This is a genomic window from Ruegeria sp. BG11 (assembly GCF_056538565.1).
The window spans coordinates 140,037-164,566 of record NZ_JBQFTH010000001.1 but is presented as its reverse complement, the minus strand read 5'-3'; the positions used below and the strand labels follow the sequence as shown (position 1 = coordinate 164,566).

The window sequence follows — 24,530 nt, the reverse complement described above, 5'->3', positions numbered from 1 at the left end:
AATGACAAAAGCCCGCACCATTCGTACAGGGATGTGGCAACAACGCCGGAAAACGGCGGCTAGGGGAAAAGATGATCGTCGTCGAAGACGTGCATAAGCATTTCGGCGGGTTTCATGCGGTGGACGGGGCATCGCTGGAAATCCAAAAGGGCTCGATCACCGGTCTGATCGGACCGAACGGGGCCGGAAAAACCACTTTGTTCAATGTGATCGCGGGTGTCTTGCCGCCGACCAGCGGCAAGGTGGTGATGGATGGTGAGGATATCACCGGCCTGCCCCCGCATGAGCTGTTTCACAAGGGCCTGCTGCGCACCTTCCAGATCGCGCATGAGTTCTCGTCAATGACCTGCCGCGAGAACCTGATGATGGTGCCCGGCGCGCAATCCGGGGAATCGCTTTGGAACACATGGTTCGGTCGCAAACGGATTGCTGATGAGGAACGCGCGCTTCGGGCCAAGGCTGATGAGGTACTGGAGTTCCTGACAATCGAGCATCTGGCCGATCATAAGGCGGGTCAGGTCTCGGGTGGACAGAAGAAGTTGCTGGAGCTTGGTCGCACCATGATGGTCGACGCCAAGATCGTGTTTCTGGATGAGGTTGGCGCGGGTGTGAACCGGACCCTGCTGATGACCATTGGCGACACGATCCTGCGTCTGAACAAGGAACGTGGCTATACTTTCGTCGTCATCGAGCATGACATGGATTTCATCGGCAAAATCTGCGATCCGGTCATCTGTATGGCCGAGGGCAAGGTGCTGGCCGAGGGAACCCTGGACGAGATCAAGGCCAATGAACACGTGATCGAGGCCTATCTGGGCACCGGCCTGAAAAACAAAGACAAGCTGGAGGCCGGGGCGTGAGCGATAATCCTTATCACGACGACAAAGGCAACAAGGACGCGTCGATCACGAACACGCATGGCGTCGGCACCATGACCCCGGCCCATCGCAAAAGCGGCGCGACACAAAAGGTCGATGGTGGGCCATTTCTGATCGGCGACACGATGACAGGTGGTTACGGCAAGGGGCCGGATATTCTGCACGACTGCACCATCGCCGTCGACCGGGGCGAGATTGCAGTCATCGTCGGGCCCAACGGCGCTGGCAAGTCTACTGCGATGAAGGCCGTGTTCGGCATGCTGGATGTGCGCTCGGGCGCCGTTCGGTTGGACGGCGAGGATATCACCTCTCTCACGCCTCAGGACCGGGTGATGCGTGGGATGGGTTTTGTGCCGCAGACCTCGAACATCTTCACCTCGATGACAGTGGAAGAGAACCTTGAGATGGGTGCCTTTATCCGCCGGGACGATTTCTCGGACACGATGGAGCAGGTCTATGAGCTGTTCCCCATCCTGCGCGACAAACGCCATCAGGCGGCCGGAGAGCTCTCGGGCGGTCAGCGCCAGCAGGTCGCCGTGGGCCGCGCGCTGATGACTCAGCCGAAGGTACTGATGCTGGATGAGCCGACCGCCGGTGTCTCGCCCATCGTGATGGATGAGTTGTTTGACCGGATCATCGAGGTCTCGCGCACCGGGTTGCCGATCCTGATGGTCGAACAGAATGCCCGTCAGGCCTTGGAGATCGCGGACAAGGGATATGTGCTGGTTCAGGGGCGGAACGCCTATACCGGCACGGGCAAGGAACTGCTGGCCGATCCCGAAGTGCGTAAGAGTTTCTTGGGGGGGTGAGGTGAGGTCCGCAATGACGATCGCATTTGCCTCAATGTGCAGTACGGCTTGGTCGGCGCCTTGCATCCTACATGAGGCCTGCGCAGACGTGCAAAACTGTGAAGGTGGCGAACTCATGCTTGAACTGTTAGGCACCCCGCCCGAGCGTATAGAAAGTAATTTTGGTGACTTTTCAGTCGATCAGGTCGCCAAGGCCGGTGATATCACCTCCAAAATTCGCTTGTCTGATGTGCAAGAGTGGACTGCCGTTTCAAAAAGCGACTTGTTGGTGGCGTCCCGAACCGAAGACGACAGACACGAGCATATGTATGTGACCAAGACTTCGACCACCGAACTAAGCGTGACATTGCTCACCCAACCATTGCGTTATGTCGATTATGCGAAAGCTAACAATGGACGACGCACTTTCTCTGGAAAATGCGAGCAGGAGTTTTAATGGACTTCCTCAACGCCCTTGTGGCGCTCTCCAACTTCGTTCTTGTTCCCGCAATCGCCTATGGCAGTCAGTTGGCGCTGGGTGCTTTGGGGGTGACGCTGATCTATGGCATCCTGCGGTTCTCGAACTTTGCGCATGGCGATACGATGGCCTTTGGCGCGATGATCGCGGTTCTTGTCACGTGGGGCTTGCAAGCCGCAGGGGTCAGTTTCGGGCCGTTGCCGACGGCTCTGCTCGCCCTGCCCTTTGCCATTTTGGGCTGTATCGTTTTGGTGCTGATCACCGACCGTCTGGTTTATCGCTTCTACCGGGAACAAAAGGCCAAACCGGTCATTCTGGTGATCGTGTCCATGGGCGTGATGTTCATCATGAACGGTATCGTCCGCTTCATCATCGGGCCGGATGATCAGAGATTCTCGGACGGTGCTCGTTTCCTGATCAAGGCGCGGGACTTCAAGGAATGGACCGGGTTGAACGAAGGGCTCGCGATCAAGACCTCTCAGGCCATTACGGTCGTTGTGGCGGTGATCGCCGTGGCCGCTCTGTTCTGGTTTTTGAACAAAACCCGCACCGGTAAGTCGATGCGCGCCTATTCGGACAATGAAGATCTGGCGCTGCTGTCCGGCATCAACCCTGAACGTGTGGTGATGATAACTTGGATCATCGTGGCCGCACTGGCGACCACGGCAGGTGTGCTTTATGGCCTCGACAAGAGCTTCAAGCCCTTCGTCTATTTCCAGCTTTTGCTGCCGATCTTTGCCTCGGCCATCGTCGGAGGTTTGGGTAACCCTCTGGGCGCTATCGCGGGTGGGTTCATCATCGCGTTTTCCGAGGTGACCATCACATACGCCTGGAAGAAGGTGCTGACCTATCTGGCTCCGGAAAATCTAGAACCGTCGGGATTGGTTCAGTTCCTCTCTACCGATTACAAATTCGCCGTCAGTTTTGCCATCCTGCTGATTGTGCTTTTGTTTAAGCCCACGGGCCTGTTCAAAGGAAAATCGGTATGAGCGAGGTTACCAAGAACACCCTGCTTTTCGTTACAGTTGGCGCGCTGATCCTTTTGACCGGGTTCACCCAAAGCTGGAACGCCGCGATCCTGATCCTGAACATGGGGCTGATCTCGGCCATCATGTCGATCGGTGTGAACCTGCAATGGGGATTTGCTGGCCTCTTCAACGTTGGCGTCATGGGCTTTGTGGCTTTGGGCGGACTGGCGGTCGTCTTGATCTCGACCCCGCCAACGCCCGGAGCCTGGTCCGAGGGCGGTTATGGCGTCATTCTGGCGCTGCTTCTGGGGGCCGCGACCGTTGTCGCGACCGTCATGGTCGCACAGAAGATGCCCAAAGGACGCGCGCGGACGCTGGCCATCGTCGGAATCCTCATCGTCGGTTTCTTTGTGTACCGTGCGATCTTTGATCCGAACGTCGCCGCAATTGAAGCGATTGATCCGGCCGTTGCCGGCAATATCGGTGGTCTGAACCTGCCGGTCTTGCTTGCCTGGCCTGCGGGAGGGCTACTGGCCGCAGGTGCCGCATGGCTGATCGGCAAGACGGCTCTGGGTTTGCGCTCGGACTATCTGGCGATTGCGACCCTTGGTATTGCCGAGATCATCATTGCCGTCATGAAGAACGAGGATTGGCTGGCCCGCGGCGTCAAGAACGTCTACGGCATCCCGCGCCCCTCGCCCGTGGTCGGCTATGAGGTTGAGCTGCAGCAAGACCCTTCATTCCTTGCGCGGGCCGATTGGCTGGGGCTTGACCCGGTGATCGCCTCGACCCTTTCGGTCAAGCTGGGCTATTCGCTACTATTCCTCATCGTTCTGTTGGTGCTGCTTTGGATGGCGCAGATGGCGCTGAAAAGCCCATGGGGCCGGATGATGCGCGCCATTCGCGACAATGAGGTCGCAGCTGAGGCGATGGGTAAAGATGTCACCCGCCGCCACCTACAAATCTTTGTGCTTGGCTCTGCCATTTGCGGTATCGCGGGCGCGATGATGACCACGCTGGACGGTCAGCTGACGCCGGGTACCTACAATCCCCTGCGATTTACATTCCTTGTCTGGGTGATGGTGATCGTCGGTGGGTCGGGCAACAATTTCGGCGCCGTGCTGGGTGCGTTCCTGATCTGGTTCTTGTGGGTCCAGGTCGAACCGATGGGCCTGTGGCTGATGAACCTGATTACCTCGGGCATGCCGGATGGCAGCGCTCTAAAGGCGCACCTGATCGAAAGTGCTGCGCATATGCGGTTGTTTACGATGGGACTGGTCTTGCTGATTGTCCTCAGATTCAGCCCCCGAGGGCTGATCCCCGAGAAATAGACGCATCACGATCACAATACAGAAGCCGCGCCCTTCATCCGGCGCGGCTTCTTGATTTCTAAAGAGGTTTCCGCGTACACGGGACTACCGCTCGTTGTTCGGACTTATGGGGTCCGGCCTATGCTCAGAAGAAACCCGACCGATCTTTGCGATCATTCGCACTCAATTGATGAGAGTATCCGACTTGACCAAGAAAACACTGATCACCAAAGCCGTTGTCATGCTGCCGGTTCTGGCCGCGCTGACGGCTTGTATTCCGTCGCCCGAAGACCTTGAGACCACTCCTGTTCAGGTTAACACTCCGCAGGGCGTCGTGACCTGTCAGCTTTACCGACATGATCGTGTGACTTGGGACCGTGCGATTGATTTCCCAGCCACCAAGATGTCGGTGAAGCAGGCCGATGCCTATTGCCGTCAGGAAGGCCAGCGCCGCCTGAAGTAAGCCGGTTGGCGCCCTGTGCTGGGCGCCTCCCGATCACCGATTTCGGAACAACCCGCCCAGAATACCCCGCACGATGCGACGGCCGGTTGTTCCCTTCAGCTCTTTGATGACGGCCTCACTCATCGCCGTTGCAAAAGTGTCTTTCTTACGCACTACCCGAGACGTTGAACGCCCAACCCGGCTACCTGAATACCGGCGCGCCGAGCTGTATTCGCGCTCCATCGGGGACTGTTGTTCGATGATCTCTTCTGCCTCCGCGGACTCGGCCTCTTTGGCGGCAGCCTCCGCACGGGCCTGCAGGATTTCAAAGGCCGATTTGCGATCGACCAGCGTGTCATATTTCGCCGCCATCGGTGAGGCTTGCAGAATACCCTGACGCTCAGATCCCGAAATTGGGCCAAGCTGCGATCCCGGTGGGCGAATCAAAGTCCGCTCGACAATCCCCGGCACGCCTTTCTTCTGCAGCATTGAGGTTACGGCCTCACCAACGCCCACCTCTCGGATCGCGGCCTCGGTATCGAAGGCGGGATTCTCGCGGTAGGTTTCCGCCGCCAAACGCAGGTTCTTTCGGTCACGCGCGGTGAAGGCGCGCAGGGCATGTTGTACCCGGTTGCCCAACTGTCCCAGAATGTCTTCGGGAATGTCGGCGGGGTTCTGCGTGATGAAGTAAACTCCAACCCCTTTGGAGCGGATTAGGCGTGCGACCTGCTCGACCTTGTCGACCAGAACCTTGGGCGCATCATCAAACAGAAGGTGCGCTTCGTCGAAAAAGAACACCAGCTTGGGCTTTTCCGGATCGCCGACCTCGGGCAGTTCCTCGAACAGCTCACTCAGCAGCCACAACAGGAACGTGGCATATAGCCGAGGCGCGCCCATCAGCTTGTCCGAGGCCAGTATGTTAACCATCCCCTGTCCGTTTTCATCCGTTCGCATCAGATCGGCCAGATTCAGAGCGGGTTCTCCAAACAATTTAGTGCCGCCTTGGTTTTCCAACACCAAAAGACGGCGCTGAATAGCTCCGATAGAGGCCGTTGAGACATTGCCGTAGCGCAGCGACAGCTGCGCCCTGTTCTCACCAATCCACACCAGAAGCGCCTGAAGATCCTTGAGATCCAGCAGCGGCATCCCTTCTTCATCAGCGACTCGGAACGCGATGTTGAGAATCCCCTCCTGTGCCTCGCTCAGCTCCATAAGGCGCGACAAAAGCAGAGGTCCCATTTCGGTCACAGTGGTACGGACCGGGTGCCCTTGTTCGCCGAACAGGTCCCAGAACGTGACCGGACAAGCGGCGTAGGAGAAATCAGAAAAGCCGATCCGTTCCGCGCGCTCGGTAAACGCTTGATGCAACTTATGGGTTTCGCTGCCTGACATTGCCAAGCCGGACAAGTCCCCTTTGACATCCGAGAGGAAAACCGGCACGCCCGCTTGCGAAAAACCTTCAGCCAGGATTTGCAGAGTGACCGTCTTGCCCGTCCCCGTAGCCCCCGCGATCAGCCCGTGGCGGTTTGCATATTTCAGCGTCAAACCCTGAGGCGTTCCGTATTCGTCGCCCGCACCGCCCAGAAAAATCTCTTTACCCATGTAATTGCAGCCTTTTTTCACTGATCCGCAACCAGCATACAAACTTAACCTTTGGCTGCCATAGTCTATTCGTTCCCTTTGTGGCCCCGGGTTGCGAAGGGGACACTTCCTCCCTGTCGACCAGCCATGCCTTCGGGCACGGCTTTTTTCACGGAAGTGGGCGAATAAAACTGTGCTGATTAGTGCATTAAATTTTTCTGTTAGCGGTTGACCCCTGCTCCCCCCTTTCGTAACGTCTGCGCATAACTAAGTCGGCCAGTCCGACGGGGAGAAAAATTTTGGGAAGAGGGCTGCTCCACCAGCCCTCTTTTCTTTTGCCTGTATTGGTTCTTGAGCGGGGTTTGGCCCAAGAAAACGCTCACATTGGTTTCAGCCATTCGGTTAACGACTGACAGCCGCGGCGAAGGATGCTAGATGAGGCAAAACAAACAGCAAACCGAGGCATTCATGTTCAAGAAACTCCTCTCGTTTAATTCTCTGGCAGCCGTTCTGATGTGCGGAGTGGTTAGCGCGCAGGAAACGACTTCCGAAGGCACGACGACTGAAGGCACTGGGGCCGATGCGGGCGCGGGCCTCGATTTGGGCCAATCCGGTCCTCGTGTAGGTGAGCAATTTGTCAAAGAAGAATCCGGCGATTGGGATGTTTCCTGTATCAAGGCGCCGGAAGGCGAAGATCCCTGTGCAATTGTTCAGGTTCTGAACGGCCCTCAGGGTGATCCGATTGCAGAAGTGTCCATCGGCAAGCTGCCCGAAGGCGGAGCGGCTGTTGCATGGGCCAATGTGATCGTACCGTTGGAGACCCTGCTACAAGCGCAACTGGCCCTGTCGATCGACGGCGCACCGCGCAAGCTCTATAACTACCACCATTGTCTGCCTGTTGGCTGTGTTGCGCAACTGGGCCTCAGCCAGGGTGACATTGACGCGATGAAAGCGGGCAGCAAAGCGACCTTCTCGCTGGTTCCCGCGCGCTTCCCCGATCAGGTTATAACAATGGATATGTCCCTGTCGGGCTTCACTTCGGGCTTTGACGGGCTGGCCGTTAACGTCAACTAAGTCAGCTGCGAATAGAGATCGCCGCCGCAGCTTTGTGGCGGCGGTTTTCTTTGCAGCTCAGACGCTTTTGAGCGCCAAGACCGCATTCAACCCGCCAAACGCAAACGCATTGCTGAGCGCCACGTCGACCTTGGCTTCACGCGCAACGTTTGGCACCACGTCCAGCGCGCATTCCGGGTCGGGTTCTTCATAACCGATGGTGGGCGCGATAACGCCGTCCCGCAGCGCCATGATACAGGCCAAAAGCTCCACCGCTCCGGTGCCTCCGATCAGGTGGCCATGCATGGATTTGGTTGATGAGATCATCAAATCATCTGCATGCGGTCCAAACACATCCGCTACGGCGGCACATTCCGTTTTGTCATTTGCCGCAGTACCTGTGCCATGTGCATTGATATAGCACACATCGCTGGCGTTCAGCTTGGCATCCGCCAACGCGCCCGCCATCGCTCGTGCGGCCCCCTGCTTGCTGGGCATCACGATATCCGAGGCGTCCGAAGACATGGCGAAGCCAACAACCTCGCACAGGATATCTGCGCCCCGCGCGCGGGCATGTTCGTATTCCTCGAAAACAAAGACACCGGCACCCTCGCCCTGCACCATCCCGTTGCGGTTGGCACTAAAGGGGCGGCAGGCATCCTTGGACATCACGCGCAGACCTTCCCAGGCCTTCACACCGCCGAAACACAGCATGGATTCGGAACCACCCGTAATCATCGCAGGTGCGGCCCCGCTGCGCACCATCTGAAACGCCTGCGCCATAGCATGGTTCGACGACGCGCAGGCAGTTGAAACCGTAAAGCTGGGGCCTTTCAGGTTATGCTCCATTGAGACATGGCTGGCCGCCGCGTTGTTCATCAGCTTGGGCACCACAAAGGGATGCACCCGGTTCTTGCCGTCTTCATAGACCGAGCGGTAATTGTCATCCCAGGTCGAGACCCCTCCGCCCGCCGTGCCCAGAACCACGCCGGAACGCGCCGCCACCTCGCCGTGGAACTGAATGCCCGACTGGTCGATCGCCTCTTTCGCGGCTGTCAGGGTGAACTGCGTGAACCGATCATAGAGAGACATCTGCTGGCGGTTAAAGCGCCCTTCGGCCTCGAACCCCCGCACCTGACCTCCGATCTTGATCGCTAGACGGTCAACATCGCGGAATTCCAGATCAGAGATACCGCAACGCCCTTCACGCATGGCCTCGAGCGTGTCGGAGACCGAATGACCCAGCGAGTTGATGGTTCCCGCCCCGGTAATGACAACCCGTTTCATTGTTTCGGGTCAGACCTTTTCCGACACAAGCTGTTCGATGCCGGCAATGATCGCGGCCACGTTCGAGATGTCGAAATCATTCGCCTCGGGCTCATTTGCGTTGAAGGGAACTGAGATGTCGAACTCTTCCTCGATGGCAAAGATGCTTTCGACCAGACCCAGGCTGTCGATGCCCAGATCCGCAAGTGTGCTGTCGGGTGTGACATCCGATGGCTCCAGAACGGCCTGCTCTGCAATGATTGCGATGACGCGGTCGCTGATGCTCATGTTGATCCCCTGGCTATCAATCTGAGGATGATTTAATCGCTCGGAGACTGTTTGAAAACAGCCTTTTTCAATGCCTCGACGTCGCGAGCCATGCGCGGCAAGCGGCGCTGTGCCTTGTAGATCTCGGTATGGGTTTCCATCTTGACGCCTGGATAGCCCATGACCACACGTCCGGCTGGTACGTTGGACAGGATTTTGGTTGCGCCCCCCGCGATCACGCCATCACCGATGAAAACATTGTCGGCCACGCCAGTCTGACCGCCAAGAACCACGTTGTTTCCGACCTCGACTGAGCCGGACAATCCACTTTGGCCGCAGAGCAGACAATCGCGCCCGATGCGCGTGTTATGCCCCACATGCACAAGGTTATCGAGCTTCGAACCATTGCCAATTCGCGTGTTTCGGATCGTACCATTGTCGATCGTACAGTTAGAGCCGACCTCGACGTCGTCCCCGATTTCCACTGCGCCCAGAGAATGGATGCGCAGCCAGCTTTGCGCTTTTGCATCGCCCTGATCGCCCAACGTCTTGCGCGCGTTTTCAACACCCGAAATCTCAGGAGTAACAAAGCTGAACCCGTCGGAACCGATACGAGCGCCGGGTTGGGCGATGAAGCGGTCTCCGATTTGCGCACGTGCACCGATGCTGACCATTTCGCGCAGATGGGCTTGCTCACCCAACACTACGTCCATTCCGATTGAACAGTGCGGACTGATCACCGATCCCGCGCCAATCTTCGCCCGCGCGCCGATAACGGCCAGCGGACCGATCGAAACACCCTCAGCAATTTCGGCCGTCGGGTCGATCACAGCCGAGGGGTGAACTCCCGGCTCAACACCTTGCCCCCGGTCTAGCATTGTCGTGATACCAGCCATCGCCATTCGGGGGCGCGTAACAAAGATCGCAGCGCGCAGGCCCATTGCTTGCCAATCCGCGCCTTCCCAAAGCATTGCCGCGCGGGCCTCACCGCCCGAAAGCGTTTCGGCATATTTGGGGGACATTGCCATCGCCAGATCGGTTGGTCCGGCATCACCCGGTTCAGCGGCCCGCAGAATTGTCAGGTCTGTTTCACCCTGACACTCGGCCCCAAGGCTGTCGGCGATCTGTTGGATGGTGAACTGCATAGCGGGCGTCCTCTTGGGCAGGATTTACCCTGAGTGCTTACCCCTGAACGTCCGGCAGGGCCACCCCCGCCTTTTGCAGCGCGTCCCAAATTTTGGCATCGCGGTTATAGACGTCGCGGCGATACTGAACTTCACCTTTCGGTCCTATGTAGGCGGTGCGGTAGATCAGGTGGACGGGCACTTTCTTGTCCAACTTCACTGTCGTTTCCTTGCCGGTATTCAATACACGGTGGAAGAACGCCTTGGGGTCCTCTTCCTGTTTGGACAGCAGCGCATAGGCGAACTCGAAAGGTTGCGCCAGTCGGATACACCCGTGCGAGAACGCCCGAACCTCACGCGCGAACAGAGATTTCTGAGGCGTATCATGCAGATAGATATTGTACTTGTTGGGGAACATGAACTTCACCAGCCCTAGCGCATTGCTTTTACTAGGGGGCTGACGCATCGCGAACGGGAAATTGCGTGCGGTAAACTGGGTGAAGTCGACGGCCCCTCGATTGACCTGACGACCACTGCGATCCGTGATCTGGATATGGCCCACCGCGTTCGGGTTCGATTGCAGTTTCGGCAGGTATTCTTTGGTGATGATCGAGCGTGGCACATACCAGCTGGGATTGATCACCATATGTTCCATCTCATCCGAGAATTCCGGGCTGCGGCGATCATGTACGTTTTTGCCGATCACGGCGCGGGTCTCGAACGTGATCAGCCCGTCATCCACGATCTTTGCCGAGAAGTCGGCCTGATTGACCAAAATATGCCGCTCGCCCCGATCGCGCGGCAGCCAACGTTCCCGCTCCAAGGCGACATAGACGGCCTTTAAACGGTCCGAAGCCGGTCGGTTCAGCTCGGTGATGGTACCTTGTCCGGCCACACCGTCCAATTCCAGTCCGTGTGCTGTTTGGAACGCCTGAACGGCCGCAAGCAGGTCGTCATCAAATTCTGGACTGGCCGTGGGCTTAAGGTAACCCATCGCAACAAGCCGATTGCGCAGTTTGATCACATTCGGACCGGTATCGCCGTATTCCAGTTTAGCCACTGGAACGGTCGGCCCCCACCCGCCCTGGCGGATCAGGTTCTCCAACGCGATCTTTTGCTTCATCAAGGCGCGATATTGGGCGGTCTCTGGGATCAGAGTTTCAAAATACGCCGCACCTTGGGTATTGAGCGCCTCCAGATGCTGGTTTGCATCGAGGCGTTTAACCTCGCGCACAAGGCCATCGTCAATACTGGCTGGCCGCAAAGCGCCGGAGTAGATGTCATCTGCGTAGGTCAGGAAGACACGGCTTAGTTTAGCCTCGATCATGCCCAAGTCGCGAACTGATCGCGCCTCAGCCATCTGATCGACCAGGGCCTGCACGTCATATGCAGCGGGCAATCCATGGCGCTCGATCTCGGAAAGTGCTTTGATCAGCGCTGCACGGCGTTTGGCGTGTTCTGGTGTATCGCCGACCCATAGTGGGGCAAAGCCATTTCGGCGGTAAAACTCGGCAATCTGATCAGAGGGCGAGGTATTCTCGGCAACCGCCATCCGGAACGCCGTGTTCGAACCTTCGCCTGATGACGCGTTCGCCATAGAAGCCGTCGCCAGGAAACAGGCGGTAAAAACAAAGTTGGTACTGGTCCGTAACACTGAGAGCATGGGATGGCCTTGGTTCTTCAATAACTTATGCGATGTCTGCCGGAGCTATATTTATATATGGTTTTCAGCCATTGGGCTTGTCTATTCACAAATACCTTACCTTTTTTCTTCTCTTGCACCCTGATGCGCGTTTGCATCTACCCGATGCCGAAAACCCTCAGTTGCTCAATAAAATGACTCATTTGCATCACCTGCGCAAAAAACTGCCGAAAATTCCCCCTAACAAAGGTGCATTCCAAAGACTTCTTGGCCGACGATTCCAACTGTGCCATACATTTGCCATCTGGGATGGGAAAATATTAATACAGCGCGCGTAACATCGTGCGCAGGCAGGAACAGTACGGGACGAAACAAAAATGACCAAGAGCAGTACTTCGGGTATTACCCGTCGTGCCCTTCTGGGCGCATTCGCGGCAACGGCCGTGGCAGCAGCACCAACCTATTCCAACGCAGCAGGTTTCCTTCGTGGTGGTGGAGATATCCGCCGCATCCGCATGTATTCCGGTCGAACGGGTGAACGGATTGATATGGTTTACTGGGTCGACGGCAAATATATCAAAGACGCCGTGAAAGAAGTGAACCACTTCATGCGCGACTGGCGTACCGATCAGTCGAAAGCGATGGATCTGCGTACAATCGACATCATGGCGGCGTCTCACAACCTTTTGGACGCTGATGAGCCTTACATGCTCCTCTCAGGGTATCGCTCGCCGCAAACCAACGCGATGCTGCGGTCCAAATCGCGCCGGGTGGCGCGGAACTCGCTCCATATGCAGGGACAGGCGGCTGACCTGCGTCTCGCATCCCGTTCGGTTTCGCAAATGGCCAAAGCGGCCATCTCATGCCGTGCAGGCGGTGTTGGTCAATACTACCGTTCGAACTTCGTCCACATGGATTGCGGTGTTGTTCGCAGTTGGCGCGGCTAAGCGCATTGTCGTTTACTGACATGGATCTGGCAGGCCATTAGGTCTGCCTGAACGTTGTTGCAAAACTCGATTTTTGCTGAAACGCGCTATGGCCATCGGCGGCTTTTGCCCTTTCAAGAGGCAGTGGTTGTGAGTCTCTCTAGCCTACCGTAGCCAAAGGTGTTTTTCCAAATCCGTCAACTAGCGGTTTCGAAGACCACTACAGTTAGGCTGAACAAATCATCAAGATTGTGAGGAGTGGCGCACCTGAGAGGATTCGAACCTCTGGCCTCTGCCTTCGGAGGGCAGCGCTCTATCCAGCTGAGCTACAGGTGCCTTGGCCGTTAGCTAACCTTGTTCCGAGCCGGGTGCAACTGGAAAACGGACCGGCTCGGCCGAGATTTAGGCAAAGAGATCATGCGCCAGTTCAAGCGCGTCGATCAGGGTGTCGACCTCATCCGTGGTGTTATAGAGGCCAAAGCTGGCGCGGCAGGTGGCCGTCACCGCAAGGTGATCCATCAAAGGACCGGCGCAATGGTGACCGGCGCGAACCGCGACGCCTTTCTTGTCCAGAATCGTCGAGACATCATGCGCATGCCCCGCCCCATCCAACGTGAAGCTAAAGATCGCGGCCTTGTCCGGCCGTGTGCCCTGAACCTGTAGCCAGTTTAGACCGGTCAGACGCTGCATGGCATAATCGCGCAGACCCGCTTCGTGACTGGCGATATTCGCCATCCCCAGATCCATCATGTAGTCCAGCGCAACGCCCAGTCCGATGGTTTGGACGATGCCCGGTGTGCCGGCCTCAAACTTCATCGGCGGATCATTGTAGATGACCTGATCCTTGCTGACCTCTTTGATCATGTCGCCGCCGCCGATGAAGGGACGCATTTCGGCCATACGCTCGGACTTGATATAGATCGCGCCGGAACCGGATGGCCCATAGAGCTTGTGCCCGGTGATGGCGTAGAAATCGCAACCTATATCCTGCACGTTGACCGGCATGTGAACTGCACCCTGGCTGCCATCAACCAAAACCGGCACGCCTTTTGCATGCGCGCCCGCAGTGATGGCCTTCACGTCGACAACGGTGCCCAAAACGTTCGAACATTGCGTGACCGCGACCAGTTTGGTCTTGGGGCCGATCGCGTCAATCACGGCCTGCGGATCAAGCCCGCCATCCGCATCGACATCGACCCATTTCAGCACCACGCCCTGACGCTCACGCAGGAAATGCCAGGGCACGATGTTGGCGTGGTGCTCCATCACGCTCAGGACGATCTCATCCCCGGCCTCAAGCCGAGGCATGGCCCAGCCATAGGCGACCAGATTGATCCCCTCGGTCGTGCCGGAGTTCAGAACAATCTCATCCTCATCCGCGACACCAAGAAAGCGTGCAACCGTGCCGCGCACGGACTCATATTTCTCGGTCGCGAGGTTCGAGAGGTAGTGAAGCCCTCGATGCACGTTGGAGTATTCCTCGGCATAGGCGCGCGTAACGGCATCAATCACGACCTGAGGTTTCTGCGCCGACGCGCCATTGTCCAGATATGTCAGGGGTTTGCCGTTCACCTGCCGCGACAGGATCGGGAAATCAGACCGGATTTTCTGCACATCATACATGAGAGATCTTTCTAGACAGGACCCAACGGGTTGAGGAATAGGACAAAAGGTACCGCCAGCAACGCCGTCAACAAAATGACACCAAAGGACTTGCCCAGAGATCCAAACTTGTGCGCCTCATTCAGAAAATGAAGCGTTATGTAGAGGCTGTAGATGGCCGTTGCCAGGATCAGAGGGGCCATAAAAGCTACCGAGATCAAGCTCAGCGCGAGGGTCGCGACCAGTGCTGCAATTTGCAGAAACTGCAGCCAGATCGTCAGGATCATCAGATCTTCAAAACGCCCCGTTCCGCCCAGAAAACGCCCGACATAGAGAAAGGCCAGAATGCTGAACAGCATGGTTCCGGCAGATCGGATAAGCACAACCGGAATCGCCTGGGATACAGTTGGGCCACCCGATGCGGCGATCGACATATCTATGCCCATCTGCGCTATGCAATTGAGGACAACCGCCAGAAAGAATGCCAACCACAGAACCTCTCGCCCTGGGTTGAGGGACAAAATCTGTCGCGCCGCTTCGGCAGGTTTTCTGAGCGTCAGGCTCGCCAGCGGGCCCAGGGGGGGTATAGTCATTCAGCCGACCTTTGTGCTTGTCGCAATCCGGATAACCAGAACCAGACAAAAACGGCAACCCAAATCAATCCGACCAAACTTTGAGTCGGACCGGGGCCAATGAACCCGGCGACCAGTCCGTTAAGCAAAACCAAAGGCGCCGAAGACAGGAGCGCCCAGAACAATGCCAATCGGGCACCATAGGCACTGCCCTGCCCGCCCACCAGACGCGCGGCCCAATGCGACACCAAAGCCAGCGTGTAAAAGAACAACGGCAGGATGAAGACCGAGCCCAAAAGCGCTCCGCCCAGAAGCATGTTCAACTCGACCTGCTCAAGATGTGCGCGGCGGGCTAAGCTGGGCATTTGCGCAATGAAGGCCACCACGCAAAAGGCCATGACGAAGATAAGCGCTCGGTCTTCGCGCGGCCCCATATCCAGAAGCCGGCGCACAACGCGCCCCGGCCCCCGGTATGTGGCGACGATATCTGATGAGACGGGCATATCAGCTGTGACGCGAAAGCCAGCCTTCCAGACGGGTCACGATCTCTTCGGCCAGTGTCTCGTCCTCGATCTCATCCACCGCCTCGGCAAGGAAAGCAAGCGTCAGCATATTGGTGGCGTCCTTCGTCGGAACCCCGCGCGAGCGCAGGTAGAACAAGGCGGTTTCATCAATCGCGCCCGAGGTCGACCCGTGTGAACAGGCGACATCATCGGCGTAGATTTCAAGCTCAGGCTTGGCGAGGAACTGGCTGTCATCGTCCAGCAAAAGCGACTGGCTGATCTGGTAGCCATCAGTTTTCTGCGCGCCTTCCTTTACAAGGATCTTGCCCTGGAAAACGCCTGTCGCGCCGTTGCGCAGGACCTTCTTGAACACCTGACGGCTTTCGCAATTTACCGCGTCATGGGTGACAAAAACGGTGTCGTCGTGGTGAAAATCACCGTCCCCGACGCAAGCACCGGCCACATGGGCCACGGCATCGTCACCGGTCAGTTCAACCACCTGCTCGTTACGGGTCAGTACGCCATTGGCGGTAAGGGTGAACGACTTGTAGGTCGATTCCTGACCAAGCCGCGTGAACATATGGGTCACGGCCCGGCGTTCATGATCGCGGCCTTGTGCCCGAACGTGGTGCAAGGTCCCGTTGTCAGCGATGTCGATCTCCATACACTTGTTGAAGCGCGACGCGGCCGGACCGGCCTCGAGGATCGTGGCCTCGGCATCGCTTTCGACACGGATCACGTGGTGCAGGATCGCGTCGGAGTCTTCCGACTCGTGACGGTACACCAGATTGATCGGCTTCGACGGTTTGCCGGTTACATGGATGGCAACGCCGTCGGTCGCGAATGCGGTGTTCAAAGCAGCCAGAGGCCGCTGAACCGGGGTTTGGCCACGTTCCTCGAGCTTGCCGTAAAGATCCTTGGCCCAGTGGATATCCTTGCAGCAGATATCCTCCAGCCGGTCGATCTTGACACCTTCGAGGCTCAGATCGTCCGAGGCTTCGGCATCGAACACACCATCGACGAATACGATCTGCAGCCGATCGACATCGTTGAACACCATCGGCTCGCCCGAGTCGAAAATAGCAGCCTTGGGCGCATCCGCCGAGACCAACGTATCCGGACGCGTGTATTTCCAGTATTCATCGCGACGGCTTGGCAGCCCCATTTCTCGCACCCGGGCCAAAGCCCCTTGGCGCGCGGCCTTGGTGCAGCCGGGATCAGGCATCGTTAGCGAGGCCAGACGCTCTTCGGTTGCGGTCTGTTTTGCTTGCGGTAAGGCCATCAGTTCACCTCGGCAAGAATGTCGGAGTAACCGTTGTTTTCAACTTCCAGCGCCAGCTCAGGACCACCCGATTTCACGATGCGGCCATCGGCCATGATGTGAACGACATCCGGTTTGATGTGGTCCAGCAGACGCTGGTAGTGGGTGATGACCAGGAAGCCACGCCCCTCATCCCGCAGCGCGTTCACGCCTTCCGAGACCAGCTTCATCGCATCCACGTCGAGGCCAGAGTCGGTCTCGTCCAGAATGCACATTTTGGGCTCCAGCATCGCCATCTGTAGGATTTCATTGCGCTTTTTCTCACCGCCGGAGAAGCCGACATTGACCGGACGCTTCAGCATATCCGCGTCGATCTTCAGCGACTTCGCCTTTTCGCGAACGAGTTTCAGGAAGTCGGCGGCCGACAGTTCCTCTTCGCCACGTGCTTTGCGTTGCGCGTTCACAGCGGTGCGCAGGAAGGTCATGTTGCCGACGCCCGGGATCTCAACCGGGTATTGGAAAGCGAGGAACACACCAGCTGCCGCGCGCTCTTCCGGCTCCATCTCCAACAGGTTTTCGCCATCCAGAGTAGCTGAGCCTTCGGTGACTTCATAGCCATCACGCCCCGAAAGCACATAGCTGAGCGTCGACTTGCCCGAGCCATTCGGCCCCATGATCGCATGCACCTTGCCGGCCTCGACCGTCAGGTCAACACCTTTGAGAATTTGCTTGTCTTCTTCTTCAAGCTGTACGTGCAGGTTCTTGATTTCCAGCATTTTCGTGTTCCATTTCATAAGTGATCTCGGGAAAGCTCTCCAAAAGTTTTTCTTGGCTCTTTATGATACCGTCTTGATAATAGAGTGAAGCTGGAGGCTCATATTTTGCTTTTTCAGCTACGTCTTCGAGAGCAAGGGGTCTTGGCAAAGCGCGCTCTATTCCAGTCGCATAGTCGTAAAACTTCAAACTCGGGCTCTGATGGATTTGGTTCAGCACAAACCAATGGTTGGAAACGCCAAAACTGTCCGCAACGATCAGACCATGCAAGCTCGAGGAAAACACCTGTGCGCATGAGGCAATATCGGCACAGACGCTTTTCGCAGGTCGTCTAGGGTCAATAAGAAGAAAACTCGGGTCGGATGCCACAAGGGTTTTGATGGCTATATCATCGACTTCGCTGTGATGTGGAATAATACCGATAGTGTCGTTCTGCTTTACAGACATACCATACACTTGTCTTGCCAATAATCCGGGGTCACCGAACTCAACATCTTCAAGACCAAGAAGCGCCGCAGTAATCGGACCGCGAACAATCTTCGGCGCTTGAACTGCCTTTAGAAACCCTGCTTCCATAGGCGACATACAGCCGCTACCCCAAACCGCTGGTTTGATGTCGGATCTCCGGCCCAGTGAACCCCGGCTAGCAATTTTCATGATCGAGCCGATGGCAAATAGTTGGGCACGCACCGGTTTTGCCCAAACAACATCACGACCGGAGACATGGGAAACTACGTCCCGGGAAAGATCGTCCCCAAAATTTGCCTTTCTGTTCCACCAAAACAGTTTGACCGGCGTGACCTCGGGCCGGGGTGTCGCATGTTCCATAGCTATCCCAGAACTTTCCGAAGTGGGTTGGCGGTAACCAAACCAACAATCGCTTCAATGACAACATAGGTCACCCGAAACAACCCGCCCAAAGTGGGCACAGGCGTCTCAAACCAAGTCGGCATATGGACCTTCTGGCTGTTTTTTCCGGGTGGCCGTGCCATCAACCCACAGACCCTTCGAGACTGATGGCCACCAACTGCTGGGCCTCCATCGCAAATTCCATCGGTAGCGCCTGCAGCACGTCCTTGCAGAACCCATTGACGACAAGCGCCACGGCCTCTTCCTCGTCCATGCCACGTTGACGGCAGTAAAACAGCTGATCGTCGTCCACCTTCGAGGTCGTCGCCTCATGTTCGACGCGACTCGAGTTGTTCTTGACCTCGATATACGGCACTGTATGCGCCCCGCATTTGTCGCCGATCAGCAAGCTGTCACACTGGGTGTAGTTGCGGCTGTCTTTGGCCTTCGGGTGCATCGAGACCAGACCACGATAGGTGTTCTGCGCCTTGCCCGCGCTGATGCCCTTGGAGACGATGCGCGACTTGGTGTTTTTGCCCAGGTGAACCATCTTGGTGCCGGTATCGGCCTGCTGATAATTGTTGGCAATCGCGATCGAGTAGAACTCACCCTGGCTTTCCTCACCGCGCAGGATGCAGGACGGGTATTTCCACGTCACGGCCGAGCCGGTTTCCACCTGCGTCCACATCACCTTGGAGCGATCCCCACGACAATCGGCACGCTTGGTCACGAAGTTGTAGATACCGCCTTTGCCGTTCTCGTCGCCGGGGAACCAGTTCTGAACGGTCGAGTATTTCACTTCGGCATCTTCTTCAATGATGATCTCGACCACCGCTGCGTGCAACTGTGCGGTGTCGCGCTGAGGCGCGGTGCAGCCTTCCAAATAGCTGACATAGCTACCTTTATCGGCGATAATCAGAGTGCGCTCGAACTGGCCGGTGTTCTCTGCATTGATACGGAAATAGGTGCTCAGCTCCATCGGGCAACGTACGCCCGGCGGTATGTAAACGAACGAACCATCCGAGAAAACAGCCGAGTTCAGCGTGGCATAAAAGTTGTCGGACACCGGAACCACGGTGCCCAGATATTTTTTCACCAGTTCAGGATGCTCTTTGATCGCTTCCGAGATCGAGCAAAAGATGACACCGGCCTTCTTCAGTTCAGCTTGAAAAGTTGTACCAACGGAAACCGAGTCAAACACGGCGTCGACAGCCACCTTGCGACCCTCCGCAGGCATATCCTCGGCGCCTTCAACACCTGCAAGAATCATCTGTTCTTTCAAAGGGATACCCAACTTTTCGTATGTTGCCAGAAGCTTAGGGTCGACCTCATCCAGGGATTTGGGCTTCTCTTCCATGGATTTCGGACGGGCATAGTAATACTGGTCCTGAAAGTCGATCTCAGGGTAGTCGACCATGGCCCATTTCGGCTCTTCCATTTTGGTCCAGCGCTCGAAGGCCGACAGACGCCATTCGGTCATCCATTCGGGCTCTTCGTTCTTTTCCGAGATCAGTCGAACGATATCTGGATTCACGCCTTTGGGCGCGTATTCCATCTCGATCTCGGTTTCCCAGCCGTATTTATAAGTGCTGACCTCGCGTACCGCATCCACGGTTTCCTGATCGACACCCTCTTTTACCTGGGTCTGGTCCAAAGCGGCCATTGTTTACCCTCCGTCAGATCACGCGGCCCGCGCGCGATGCTTTTTCTCTTTCTCAAGCCACGTTTCGGCGAAACGCAGCACATCTTCCTTGGTAGTCCGAGGTCCCAGCGACACGCGGATTGCGCTGGCTGCCGTCCCCTCATCAAATCCCATCGCAGTCAGAACAGCGCTGGCGCGGACCTTTCCGCTTGAACAGGCCGAGCCCGCACTGACCGCAAAACCAGACAGGTCCATCTGCATGACCTGCGTTTCACCCTTCCAGCCGGGCAACGCGAAACATGACGTGTTTGGCAGGCGAGTCTGGTCTTTCCCGACAAAAATAGGTGATCTTTCACCAGCCTCAAGGGCGTTTTCTAGAATATTTCTAAATTCCTTGACCTGCTCCCAAACGCCATTCGCGAGATCTCTGGCAGCAGCTTCAGCAGCGGCCCCGAACCCCGCGATTCCAATGACATTTTCGGTGCCCGAGCGCCGCCCCATCTCTTGCCCGCCACCCTTGATCTGAGCAGGCAGATCCGTGCCACGCTTCATCACGACGGCTCCGATCCCTTTTGGGCCACCCAGCTTGTGCGCAGACACAAGTGCCATCTGAACGTCCATCCAGTTGAACGCAATCGGCAGCTTGCCAAAAGCCTGAGTCGCATCGGTCACCGCCAAGCCCTTGGGCAAGGCCTGAACAATACCCGTTTCCGAGTTCGCAACTTGCAGCGTCGCATTCGCTGGATCGCTCACAGTGGCAGTTCCGTCCGAAGAAACCGAGATATCCTCGACAATCCAAGATCGTACTGCGTCATGCTCAATCGACGCACCGTGCAGGTTCCGACCCGCTAAAGCCAAAGCGGCCCCCTCGGTCGAGCCTGAGGTAAACACGATATCCGCGCCATCAGTCCCAAAAGCCGATGCAACCTGCGCCCGTGCGCGTTCGATCAAAGCCTTCGCCGCGCGCCCCTCGGCATGGACCGACGATGGGTTCCCGCAGACATCCATTGCCGCGATCATCGCGTCCCGCGCTTCGGGCCGCAAAGGCGTGGTGGCGTTATGATCGAGATAAACACGATTCATGGAGTCATCTTTTCCCAGATATTTCTGAAACTTGTACTCAGAGGCTACGGATTACTCGTCCACAACAGCAAACAGGTTCGGAACCGCCGGACAGGGCGCGAGGTCATTCTTGATCACATCAGACAGGCGGGTCTGATGCAGGAACACATAGACATGTGCGCTGAGGCTTTCCCAAAGCCGGTTCGTCAGGGATTGCGCCCGGCTGCCCGAGGACGCGCCCGAAGCTCCGGCGCCCTTGGCCATTGCATCCACCGTCTCATCTACGGCAGACAGAATCTCGACAACGCGGATCTCCGACGGGTGCCGGGCAAGGCGATATCCTCCACCCGGACCACGGGTCGAGGTCACCAGCTCGGCCCGGCGCAGTTTGACGAACAACTGCTCAAGATACGGCAGCGAGATATCCTGCCGTTCCGAGATTTCGCCCAGTGTCACGATCTTGTCCGAGGGCTGCAGCGCAATGTCCGCCAGCGCCACCATGGCATACCGGCCTTTTGTCGACAGCTTCATTGTCATTTCCCTTCGGCAAGTTGGACGCGAAATCATTGACGCCGCCGCCGCCAGTGCGTATCTCCGACTGACAGCGCGTTGCGCAGGATATCACATTTAGAACCGTTCTAAGGTGCCCAACGAATACAGTCAAGTATTTCCCGGCGCCCAAGATAAAGACAGGACCAAAGCACACATGCCCGAGGTGATTTTTCCCGGACCCGAAGGCCGCCTGGAAGGCCGCTACCACCCGCAAAAGGAAAAAGACGCACCGATCGCCATCGTGCTTCACCCGCATCCTCAGTTCGGCGGGACCATGAACAACAAGGTGGTCTATAATCTGCACTACGCGTTCTACAACATGGGCTTCACCGTGTTGCGGTTTAACTTTCGCGGCGTAGGCCGCAGCCAGGGCGAGTATGACCAGGGCGTAGGCGAGTTGAGCGATGCGGCATCCGCCCTCGACTATCTGCAGTCGATGAACAACAATTCCAAGCATTGCTGGGTTGCTGGCTTCTCGTTCGGTGCCTGGATCGGAATGCAGTTGCTGATGCGCCGCCCGGAAATCACCGGTTTCATCAGTGTGTCGCCCCCGGCGAATATGTACGACTTTTCGTTCCTCGCCCCCTGCCCGTCTTCGGGTCTGATCATCAATGGCTCGTCCGACCGCGTGGCGCCTCCGGCGGATACGACCGCGCTGGTCAACAAGCTGCATGAGCAGAAGGGCATCACGATCACGCATAATGAAGTCGAAGGCGCGGATCATTTCTTCCAGGATCAGCACATGGATACGCTCATCACCGATGTCAGCGATTATGTAAAACGCCGCCTGACTGAGAACACGCGCTGATGACAGACACCATCAATACCCTCGCTGCCAAACTGGCCGAGGATACATTGAAGGTCATGGACGAAACCGGCGACGACCGGTTTTACATGGAGGTCGGCAACCTGCTTGCAGCCTCCTCCCAATCTCTGGAAGAGGCCTTTCTGACCGAGATCCGCGTGCGCCTGTCTGAACGCCAGGCCCGCCAATTCGTGATCAAACGCCTGACAGATCACCGCTCCAAGCTGAAAGCGATTGAAAAACAATGAATGATCGACTGTCCGCGCAAATCGCGTTTCTGAAACAAGCGGACAGGTTGAAGACGGTGGATCGGGCAAACACCCTGCTGGATCAGTCTCGCCCGGAAAACTCTGCAGAACATAGCTGGCATCTGGCGCTTTGGGCGCTGGTCATGGGACCTCTGGCCGTGCCGGATGTGTCAATTGATCGCGTAATCCGCATGTTGTTGCTGCATGATCTGGTCGAGATCATCGTAGGCGACCATCCAATCCACCTCGAGACCGACTGGCAGAGCGTTGCCAAGGCCGAACACGCAGCAGCTTTGGATTTGTTCGGCCTGTTGCCGCCGGACCAGACCCAGAGTTTTTTGGACCTATGGACGGAATTCGAAGCCGATCAGACGCCCGACGCCAAGTTCGCCAAGATGCTTGACCGGTGTCAGCCCCTGTTTCAAGTGCTGTACGCCTCTCCTAAACGGCCAGATCATATGGAGATTGCCCGTGAGAACCTCGCGACCGGGCGCGCGGCCTATCTGAGTGAGGCGCTGCCTCAAGCCTATGAACACGCAGTTGCGTTGTTGTCGGAAGCACCGACCGAGGATAACAGGTTCACCCAACGGTTGGCCTTTCTGGTTGAGGCGGATCAGTTGAAATCCGTCATGCGCGCGTCACGCCTGATGGCGGCTGATCGGTTCGAAAACTCGGCCGAGCACTCGTGGCACATCATGCTGTACGCGTGGGTTCTTGCCGAACAATCCCACGCTGAGGTCCAGTTGAACCGCGTCCTGCACATGCTGCTGCTTCACGATATTGTCGAGATCGACGCGGGAGATCACCCGATCCACGGTCAGGTCGATCACGCCGCCCAAGCCGAAAAGGAAGAGGCCGCAGCGCGACGCCTGTTCGGACTATTGCCCCAGGATCAAACGCAGGCGTTTTCGGATCTCTGGCATGAGTTTGAGAGCGCCAACTCGGCAGATGCGCGGTTCGCCAAGGCTGTTGACCGGTTTCAAACCCCAATTGCCAATCTTGAAACGGGCGGCGGCTCGTGGGTGGACTATGCCGTGACCTACCCTCAGATCGAAGCGCGGGTACGGCCCGCCATCGAACGCGGCGCGCCCGGTCTTTGGGATTGGTTGCAACCGCAATTGGCAGATTACTTCACGGTTTCAGCGAGGGGCTAGGCAAAAGAAAAAGGGCCAAAAACGGCCCTTTTCCCTGCTTGGATCTTGATTAACGCCAAAACTACAAAACAAAGAAACCAACTAACATTTGGGTTGCATCAGAACTGACGGACCCCCCGTCTGCAAGCCACCCTAGCGCCGCAATAAGAGTCGAAGCAAAAACGACGTATTTAATAAACACAGTCATTGAAAAACTCGAAAACAAATCAACAAATACTGTTCTATTATTTGCATAAATTGTGATCAGATCGTAGTCAGGTATACCCGACCTTTATCTTGTGGTGTCACGCATCCAAGCAACCGAATGTGCTTGCCGGGGCAGCCTTTTTCATGTTGAGAATTCGCGCGTGATTTGAATGCAAAAGGTTGAGACCATGCCCAAAGCCTACCTGATCCTGCTGATGGCCGTCTTTGCCGAAACCGTAGGCACAACGGCCTTACAGGCCAGTCAGCAATTCTCGCGGTTCTGGCCTTCGGTTCTGGTCGTAGTTGCCTACGGGCTGGCGTTTTACCTGTTGGGATTGACGTTGAAATACATGCCGGTAGGCATCGTCTATGCGATCTGGTCCGGGCTTGGGATTTTCTTCATCGCCATCATCGGCTTTGTGGTGTTCGGGCAAAAGCTCGACCTGTGGGCGGTTCTCGGGCTGACAATGATTTTGGCCGGAATCCTGATCATTCATCTGTTTTCAAAGACCGCAGGCCACTGAACGCCGGTTTGGGCTGGTATATTGGGTCAAGCCGCGCTATGCGCCGGGCAACTTCCCGTTCAAAGGCTGACCT

General features: G+C 56.8%; 26 protein-coding genes and 1 tRNA gene. 12 read left to right on the top strand and 15 right to left on the bottom strand.

Annotation, left to right across the window (positions count from 1 at the left end; translation table 11 throughout):
• The first annotated feature begins 71 nt into the window (after positions 1-71).
• The 6 genes from ACR0JF_RS00820 to ACR0JF_RS00795 all read left to right on the top strand — a co-directional run bounded on the left by ACR0JF_RS00820 (position 72) and on the right by ACR0JF_RS00795 (position 4,885).
• Entirely contained in the window at positions 72-860 is a 789-nt protein-coding gene (locus ACR0JF_RS00820) for an ABC transporter ATP-binding protein (protein ID WP_170458187.1), read from the top strand.
• Positions 857-1,687, top strand: coding sequence for an ABC transporter ATP-binding protein (locus ACR0JF_RS00815; protein WP_170659547.1), 831 nt, complete (start codon positions 857-859; stop codon positions 1,685-1,687). Before ACR0JF_RS00820 ends, ACR0JF_RS00815 begins: the two co-directional genes overlap by 4 nt.
• Positions 1,688-1,802: 115 nt before the next feature.
• Positions 1,803-2,123 carry a hypothetical protein gene (locus ACR0JF_RS00810; RefSeq protein ID WP_170659546.1) on the top strand — a complete coding sequence of 107 codons (321 nt, stop codon included), beginning with the start codon at positions 1,803-1,805 and terminating at the stop codon, positions 2,121-2,123.
• On the top strand, positions 2,123-3,133 hold the full coding sequence (locus ACR0JF_RS00805; RefSeq protein WP_170638716.1) for a branched-chain amino acid ABC transporter permease: 1,011 nt from the start codon (positions 2,123-2,125) through the stop codon (positions 3,131-3,133). Before ACR0JF_RS00810 ends, ACR0JF_RS00805 begins: the two co-directional genes overlap by 1 nt.
• A complete protein-coding gene (locus ACR0JF_RS00800) occupies positions 3,130-4,443 on the top strand; it encodes a branched-chain amino acid ABC transporter permease (RefSeq protein ID WP_170548748.1) in 1,314 nt (437 codons plus the stop codon). Before ACR0JF_RS00805 ends, ACR0JF_RS00800 begins: the two co-directional genes overlap by 4 nt.
• A 184-nt stretch (positions 4,444-4,627) precedes the next feature.
• Positions 4,628-4,885, top strand: a complete 258-nt coding sequence (locus ACR0JF_RS00795) for a hypothetical protein (protein WP_425082780.1) — start codon at positions 4,628-4,630, stop codon at positions 4,883-4,885.
• 33 nt (positions 4,886-4,918) lie between these two features.
• Here ACR0JF_RS00795 and ACR0JF_RS00790 read toward each other — a convergent pair whose 3' ends face one another.
• Positions 4,919-6,466, bottom strand: coding sequence for a helicase HerA-like domain-containing protein (locus tag ACR0JF_RS00790; protein ID WP_170659545.1), 1,548 nt, complete (start codon positions 6,464-6,466; stop codon positions 4,919-4,921).
• 447 nt (positions 6,467-6,913) lie between these two features.
• Here ACR0JF_RS00790 and ACR0JF_RS00785 point away from each other — a divergent pair, with 447 nt between their 5' ends.
• Positions 6,914-7,519 (top strand): invasion associated locus B family protein, encoded by a 606-nt coding sequence (locus ACR0JF_RS00785; protein ID WP_170659544.1) that lies wholly within the window; start codon positions 6,914-6,916, stop codon positions 7,517-7,519.
• 57 nt (positions 7,520-7,576) lie between these two features.
• Here the strand turns inward: ACR0JF_RS00785 and ACR0JF_RS00780 are convergent, their stop codons facing one another.
• From ACR0JF_RS00780 to ACR0JF_RS00765, 4 genes are read right to left on the bottom strand one after another with little or no spacing between them, the layout of a single operon-like run.
• On the bottom strand, positions 7,577-8,785 hold the full coding sequence (locus ACR0JF_RS00780; protein ID WP_170659543.1) for a beta-ketoacyl-[acyl-carrier-protein] synthase family protein: 1,209 nt from the start codon (positions 8,783-8,785) through the stop codon (positions 7,577-7,579).
• Positions 8,786-8,794: 9 nt separating this feature from the next.
• A complete protein-coding gene (locus ACR0JF_RS00775) occupies positions 8,795-9,052 on the bottom strand; it encodes an acyl carrier protein (RefSeq protein ID WP_170373697.1) in 258 nt (85 codons plus the stop codon).
• Between the two features lie 32 nt (positions 9,053-9,084).
• Positions 9,085-10,176 (bottom strand): UDP-3-O-(3-hydroxymyristoyl)glucosamine N-acyltransferase, encoded by a 1,092-nt coding sequence (gene lpxD / locus ACR0JF_RS00770; RefSeq protein WP_170659542.1) that lies wholly within the window; start codon positions 10,174-10,176, stop codon positions 9,085-9,087.
• Between the two features lie 37 nt (positions 10,177-10,213).
• Entirely contained in the window at positions 10,214-11,752 is a 1,539-nt protein-coding gene (locus ACR0JF_RS00765) for a L,D-transpeptidase family protein (RefSeq protein ID WP_480668848.1), read from the bottom strand.
• Positions 11,753-12,174: 422 nt separating this feature from the next.
• On the opposite strand from ACR0JF_RS00765, the gene mepK reads away from it, so the two are divergent.
• Entirely contained in the window at positions 12,175-12,744 is a 570-nt protein-coding gene (gene mepK, locus ACR0JF_RS00760) for a peptidoglycan L,D-endopeptidase MepK (protein ID WP_170659540.1), read from the top strand.
• A gap of 238 nt (positions 12,745-12,982) precedes the next feature.
• On the opposite strand, the gene ACR0JF_RS00755 is transcribed toward mepK, so the two are convergent.
• The 10 genes from ACR0JF_RS00755 to iscR all read right to left on the bottom strand — a co-directional run bounded on the left by ACR0JF_RS00755 (position 12,983) and on the right by iscR (position 21,519).
• Positions 12,983-13,059, bottom strand: a tRNA-Arg gene (locus ACR0JF_RS00755).
• 66 nt (positions 13,060-13,125) lie between these two features.
• Complete coding sequence (locus tag ACR0JF_RS00750; RefSeq protein ID WP_170747537.1) at positions 13,126-14,346, bottom strand: cysteine desulfurase; 1,221 nt, start codon at positions 14,344-14,346, stop codon at positions 13,126-13,128.
• 11 nt (positions 14,347-14,357) lie between these two features.
• Positions 14,358-14,918: a Yip1 family protein gene (locus tag ACR0JF_RS00745; protein WP_170659538.1), complete on the bottom strand. Its 561-nt coding sequence runs from the start codon at positions 14,916-14,918 to the stop codon at positions 14,358-14,360.
• On the bottom strand, positions 14,915-15,400 hold the full coding sequence (locus tag ACR0JF_RS00740; protein WP_170659537.1) for a YIP1 family protein: 486 nt from the start codon (positions 15,398-15,400) through the stop codon (positions 14,915-14,917). The genes ACR0JF_RS00745 and ACR0JF_RS00740 overlap by 4 nt, the downstream gene beginning before the upstream one ends.
• Position 15,401: 1 nt before the next feature.
• Positions 15,402-16,682, bottom strand: coding sequence for a Fe-S cluster assembly protein SufD (gene sufD / locus ACR0JF_RS00735; RefSeq protein ID WP_170747538.1), 1,281 nt, complete (start codon positions 16,680-16,682; stop codon positions 15,402-15,404).
• A complete protein-coding gene (gene sufC, locus ACR0JF_RS00730) occupies positions 16,682-17,437 on the bottom strand; it encodes a Fe-S cluster assembly ATPase SufC (protein WP_170659535.1) in 756 nt (251 codons plus the stop codon). Before sufC ends, sufD begins: the two co-directional genes overlap by 1 nt.
• Entirely contained in the window at positions 17,403-18,263 is an 861-nt protein-coding gene (locus ACR0JF_RS00725; protein ID WP_170659534.1) for a glycosyltransferase family protein, read from the bottom strand. The genes sufC and ACR0JF_RS00725 overlap by 35 nt, the downstream gene beginning before the upstream one ends.
• 163 nt (positions 18,264-18,426) lie before the next feature.
• On the bottom strand, positions 18,427-19,947 hold the full coding sequence (gene sufB, locus ACR0JF_RS00720; RefSeq protein WP_170659533.1) for a Fe-S cluster assembly protein SufB: 1,521 nt from the start codon (positions 19,945-19,947) through the stop codon (positions 18,427-18,429).
• 18 nt (positions 19,948-19,965) lie between these two features.
• Complete coding sequence (locus ACR0JF_RS00715; protein WP_170659532.1) at positions 19,966-21,009, bottom strand: cysteine desulfurase family protein; 1,044 nt, start codon at positions 21,007-21,009, stop codon at positions 19,966-19,968.
• A gap of 51 nt (positions 21,010-21,060) precedes the next feature.
• Positions 21,061-21,519 (bottom strand): Fe-S cluster assembly transcriptional regulator IscR, encoded by a 459-nt coding sequence (gene iscR / locus ACR0JF_RS00710; protein WP_170659531.1) that lies wholly within the window; start codon positions 21,517-21,519, stop codon positions 21,061-21,063.
• Positions 21,520-21,694: 175 nt separating this feature from the next.
• Here iscR and ACR0JF_RS00705 point away from each other — a divergent pair, with 175 nt between their 5' ends.
• The 4 genes from ACR0JF_RS00705 (at position 21,695) to ACR0JF_RS00690 (ending at position 24,457) form a co-directional block, all read left to right on the top strand.
• The gene (locus ACR0JF_RS00705) at positions 21,695-22,348 is read left to right on the top strand and encodes an alpha/beta hydrolase (protein WP_170373685.1); all 654 of its coding nucleotides are present in this window, start codon (positions 21,695-21,697) and stop codon (positions 22,346-22,348) included.
• Entirely contained in the window at positions 22,348-22,593 is a 246-nt protein-coding gene (locus ACR0JF_RS00700; RefSeq protein ID WP_170373684.1) for a hypothetical protein, read from the top strand. Before ACR0JF_RS00705 ends, ACR0JF_RS00700 begins: the two co-directional genes overlap by 1 nt.
• Positions 22,590-23,747 carry an HD domain-containing protein gene (locus ACR0JF_RS00695; protein ID WP_170659530.1) on the top strand — a complete coding sequence of 386 codons (1,158 nt, stop codon included), beginning with the start codon at positions 22,590-22,592 and terminating at the stop codon, positions 23,745-23,747. The genes ACR0JF_RS00700 and ACR0JF_RS00695 overlap by 4 nt, the downstream gene beginning before the upstream one ends.
• Before the next feature lie 374 nt (positions 23,748-24,121).
• Positions 24,122-24,457, top strand: coding sequence for an SMR family transporter (locus tag ACR0JF_RS00690; RefSeq protein WP_170659774.1), 336 nt, complete (start codon positions 24,122-24,124; stop codon positions 24,455-24,457).
• Positions 24,458-24,530: the final 73 nt, after the last annotated feature.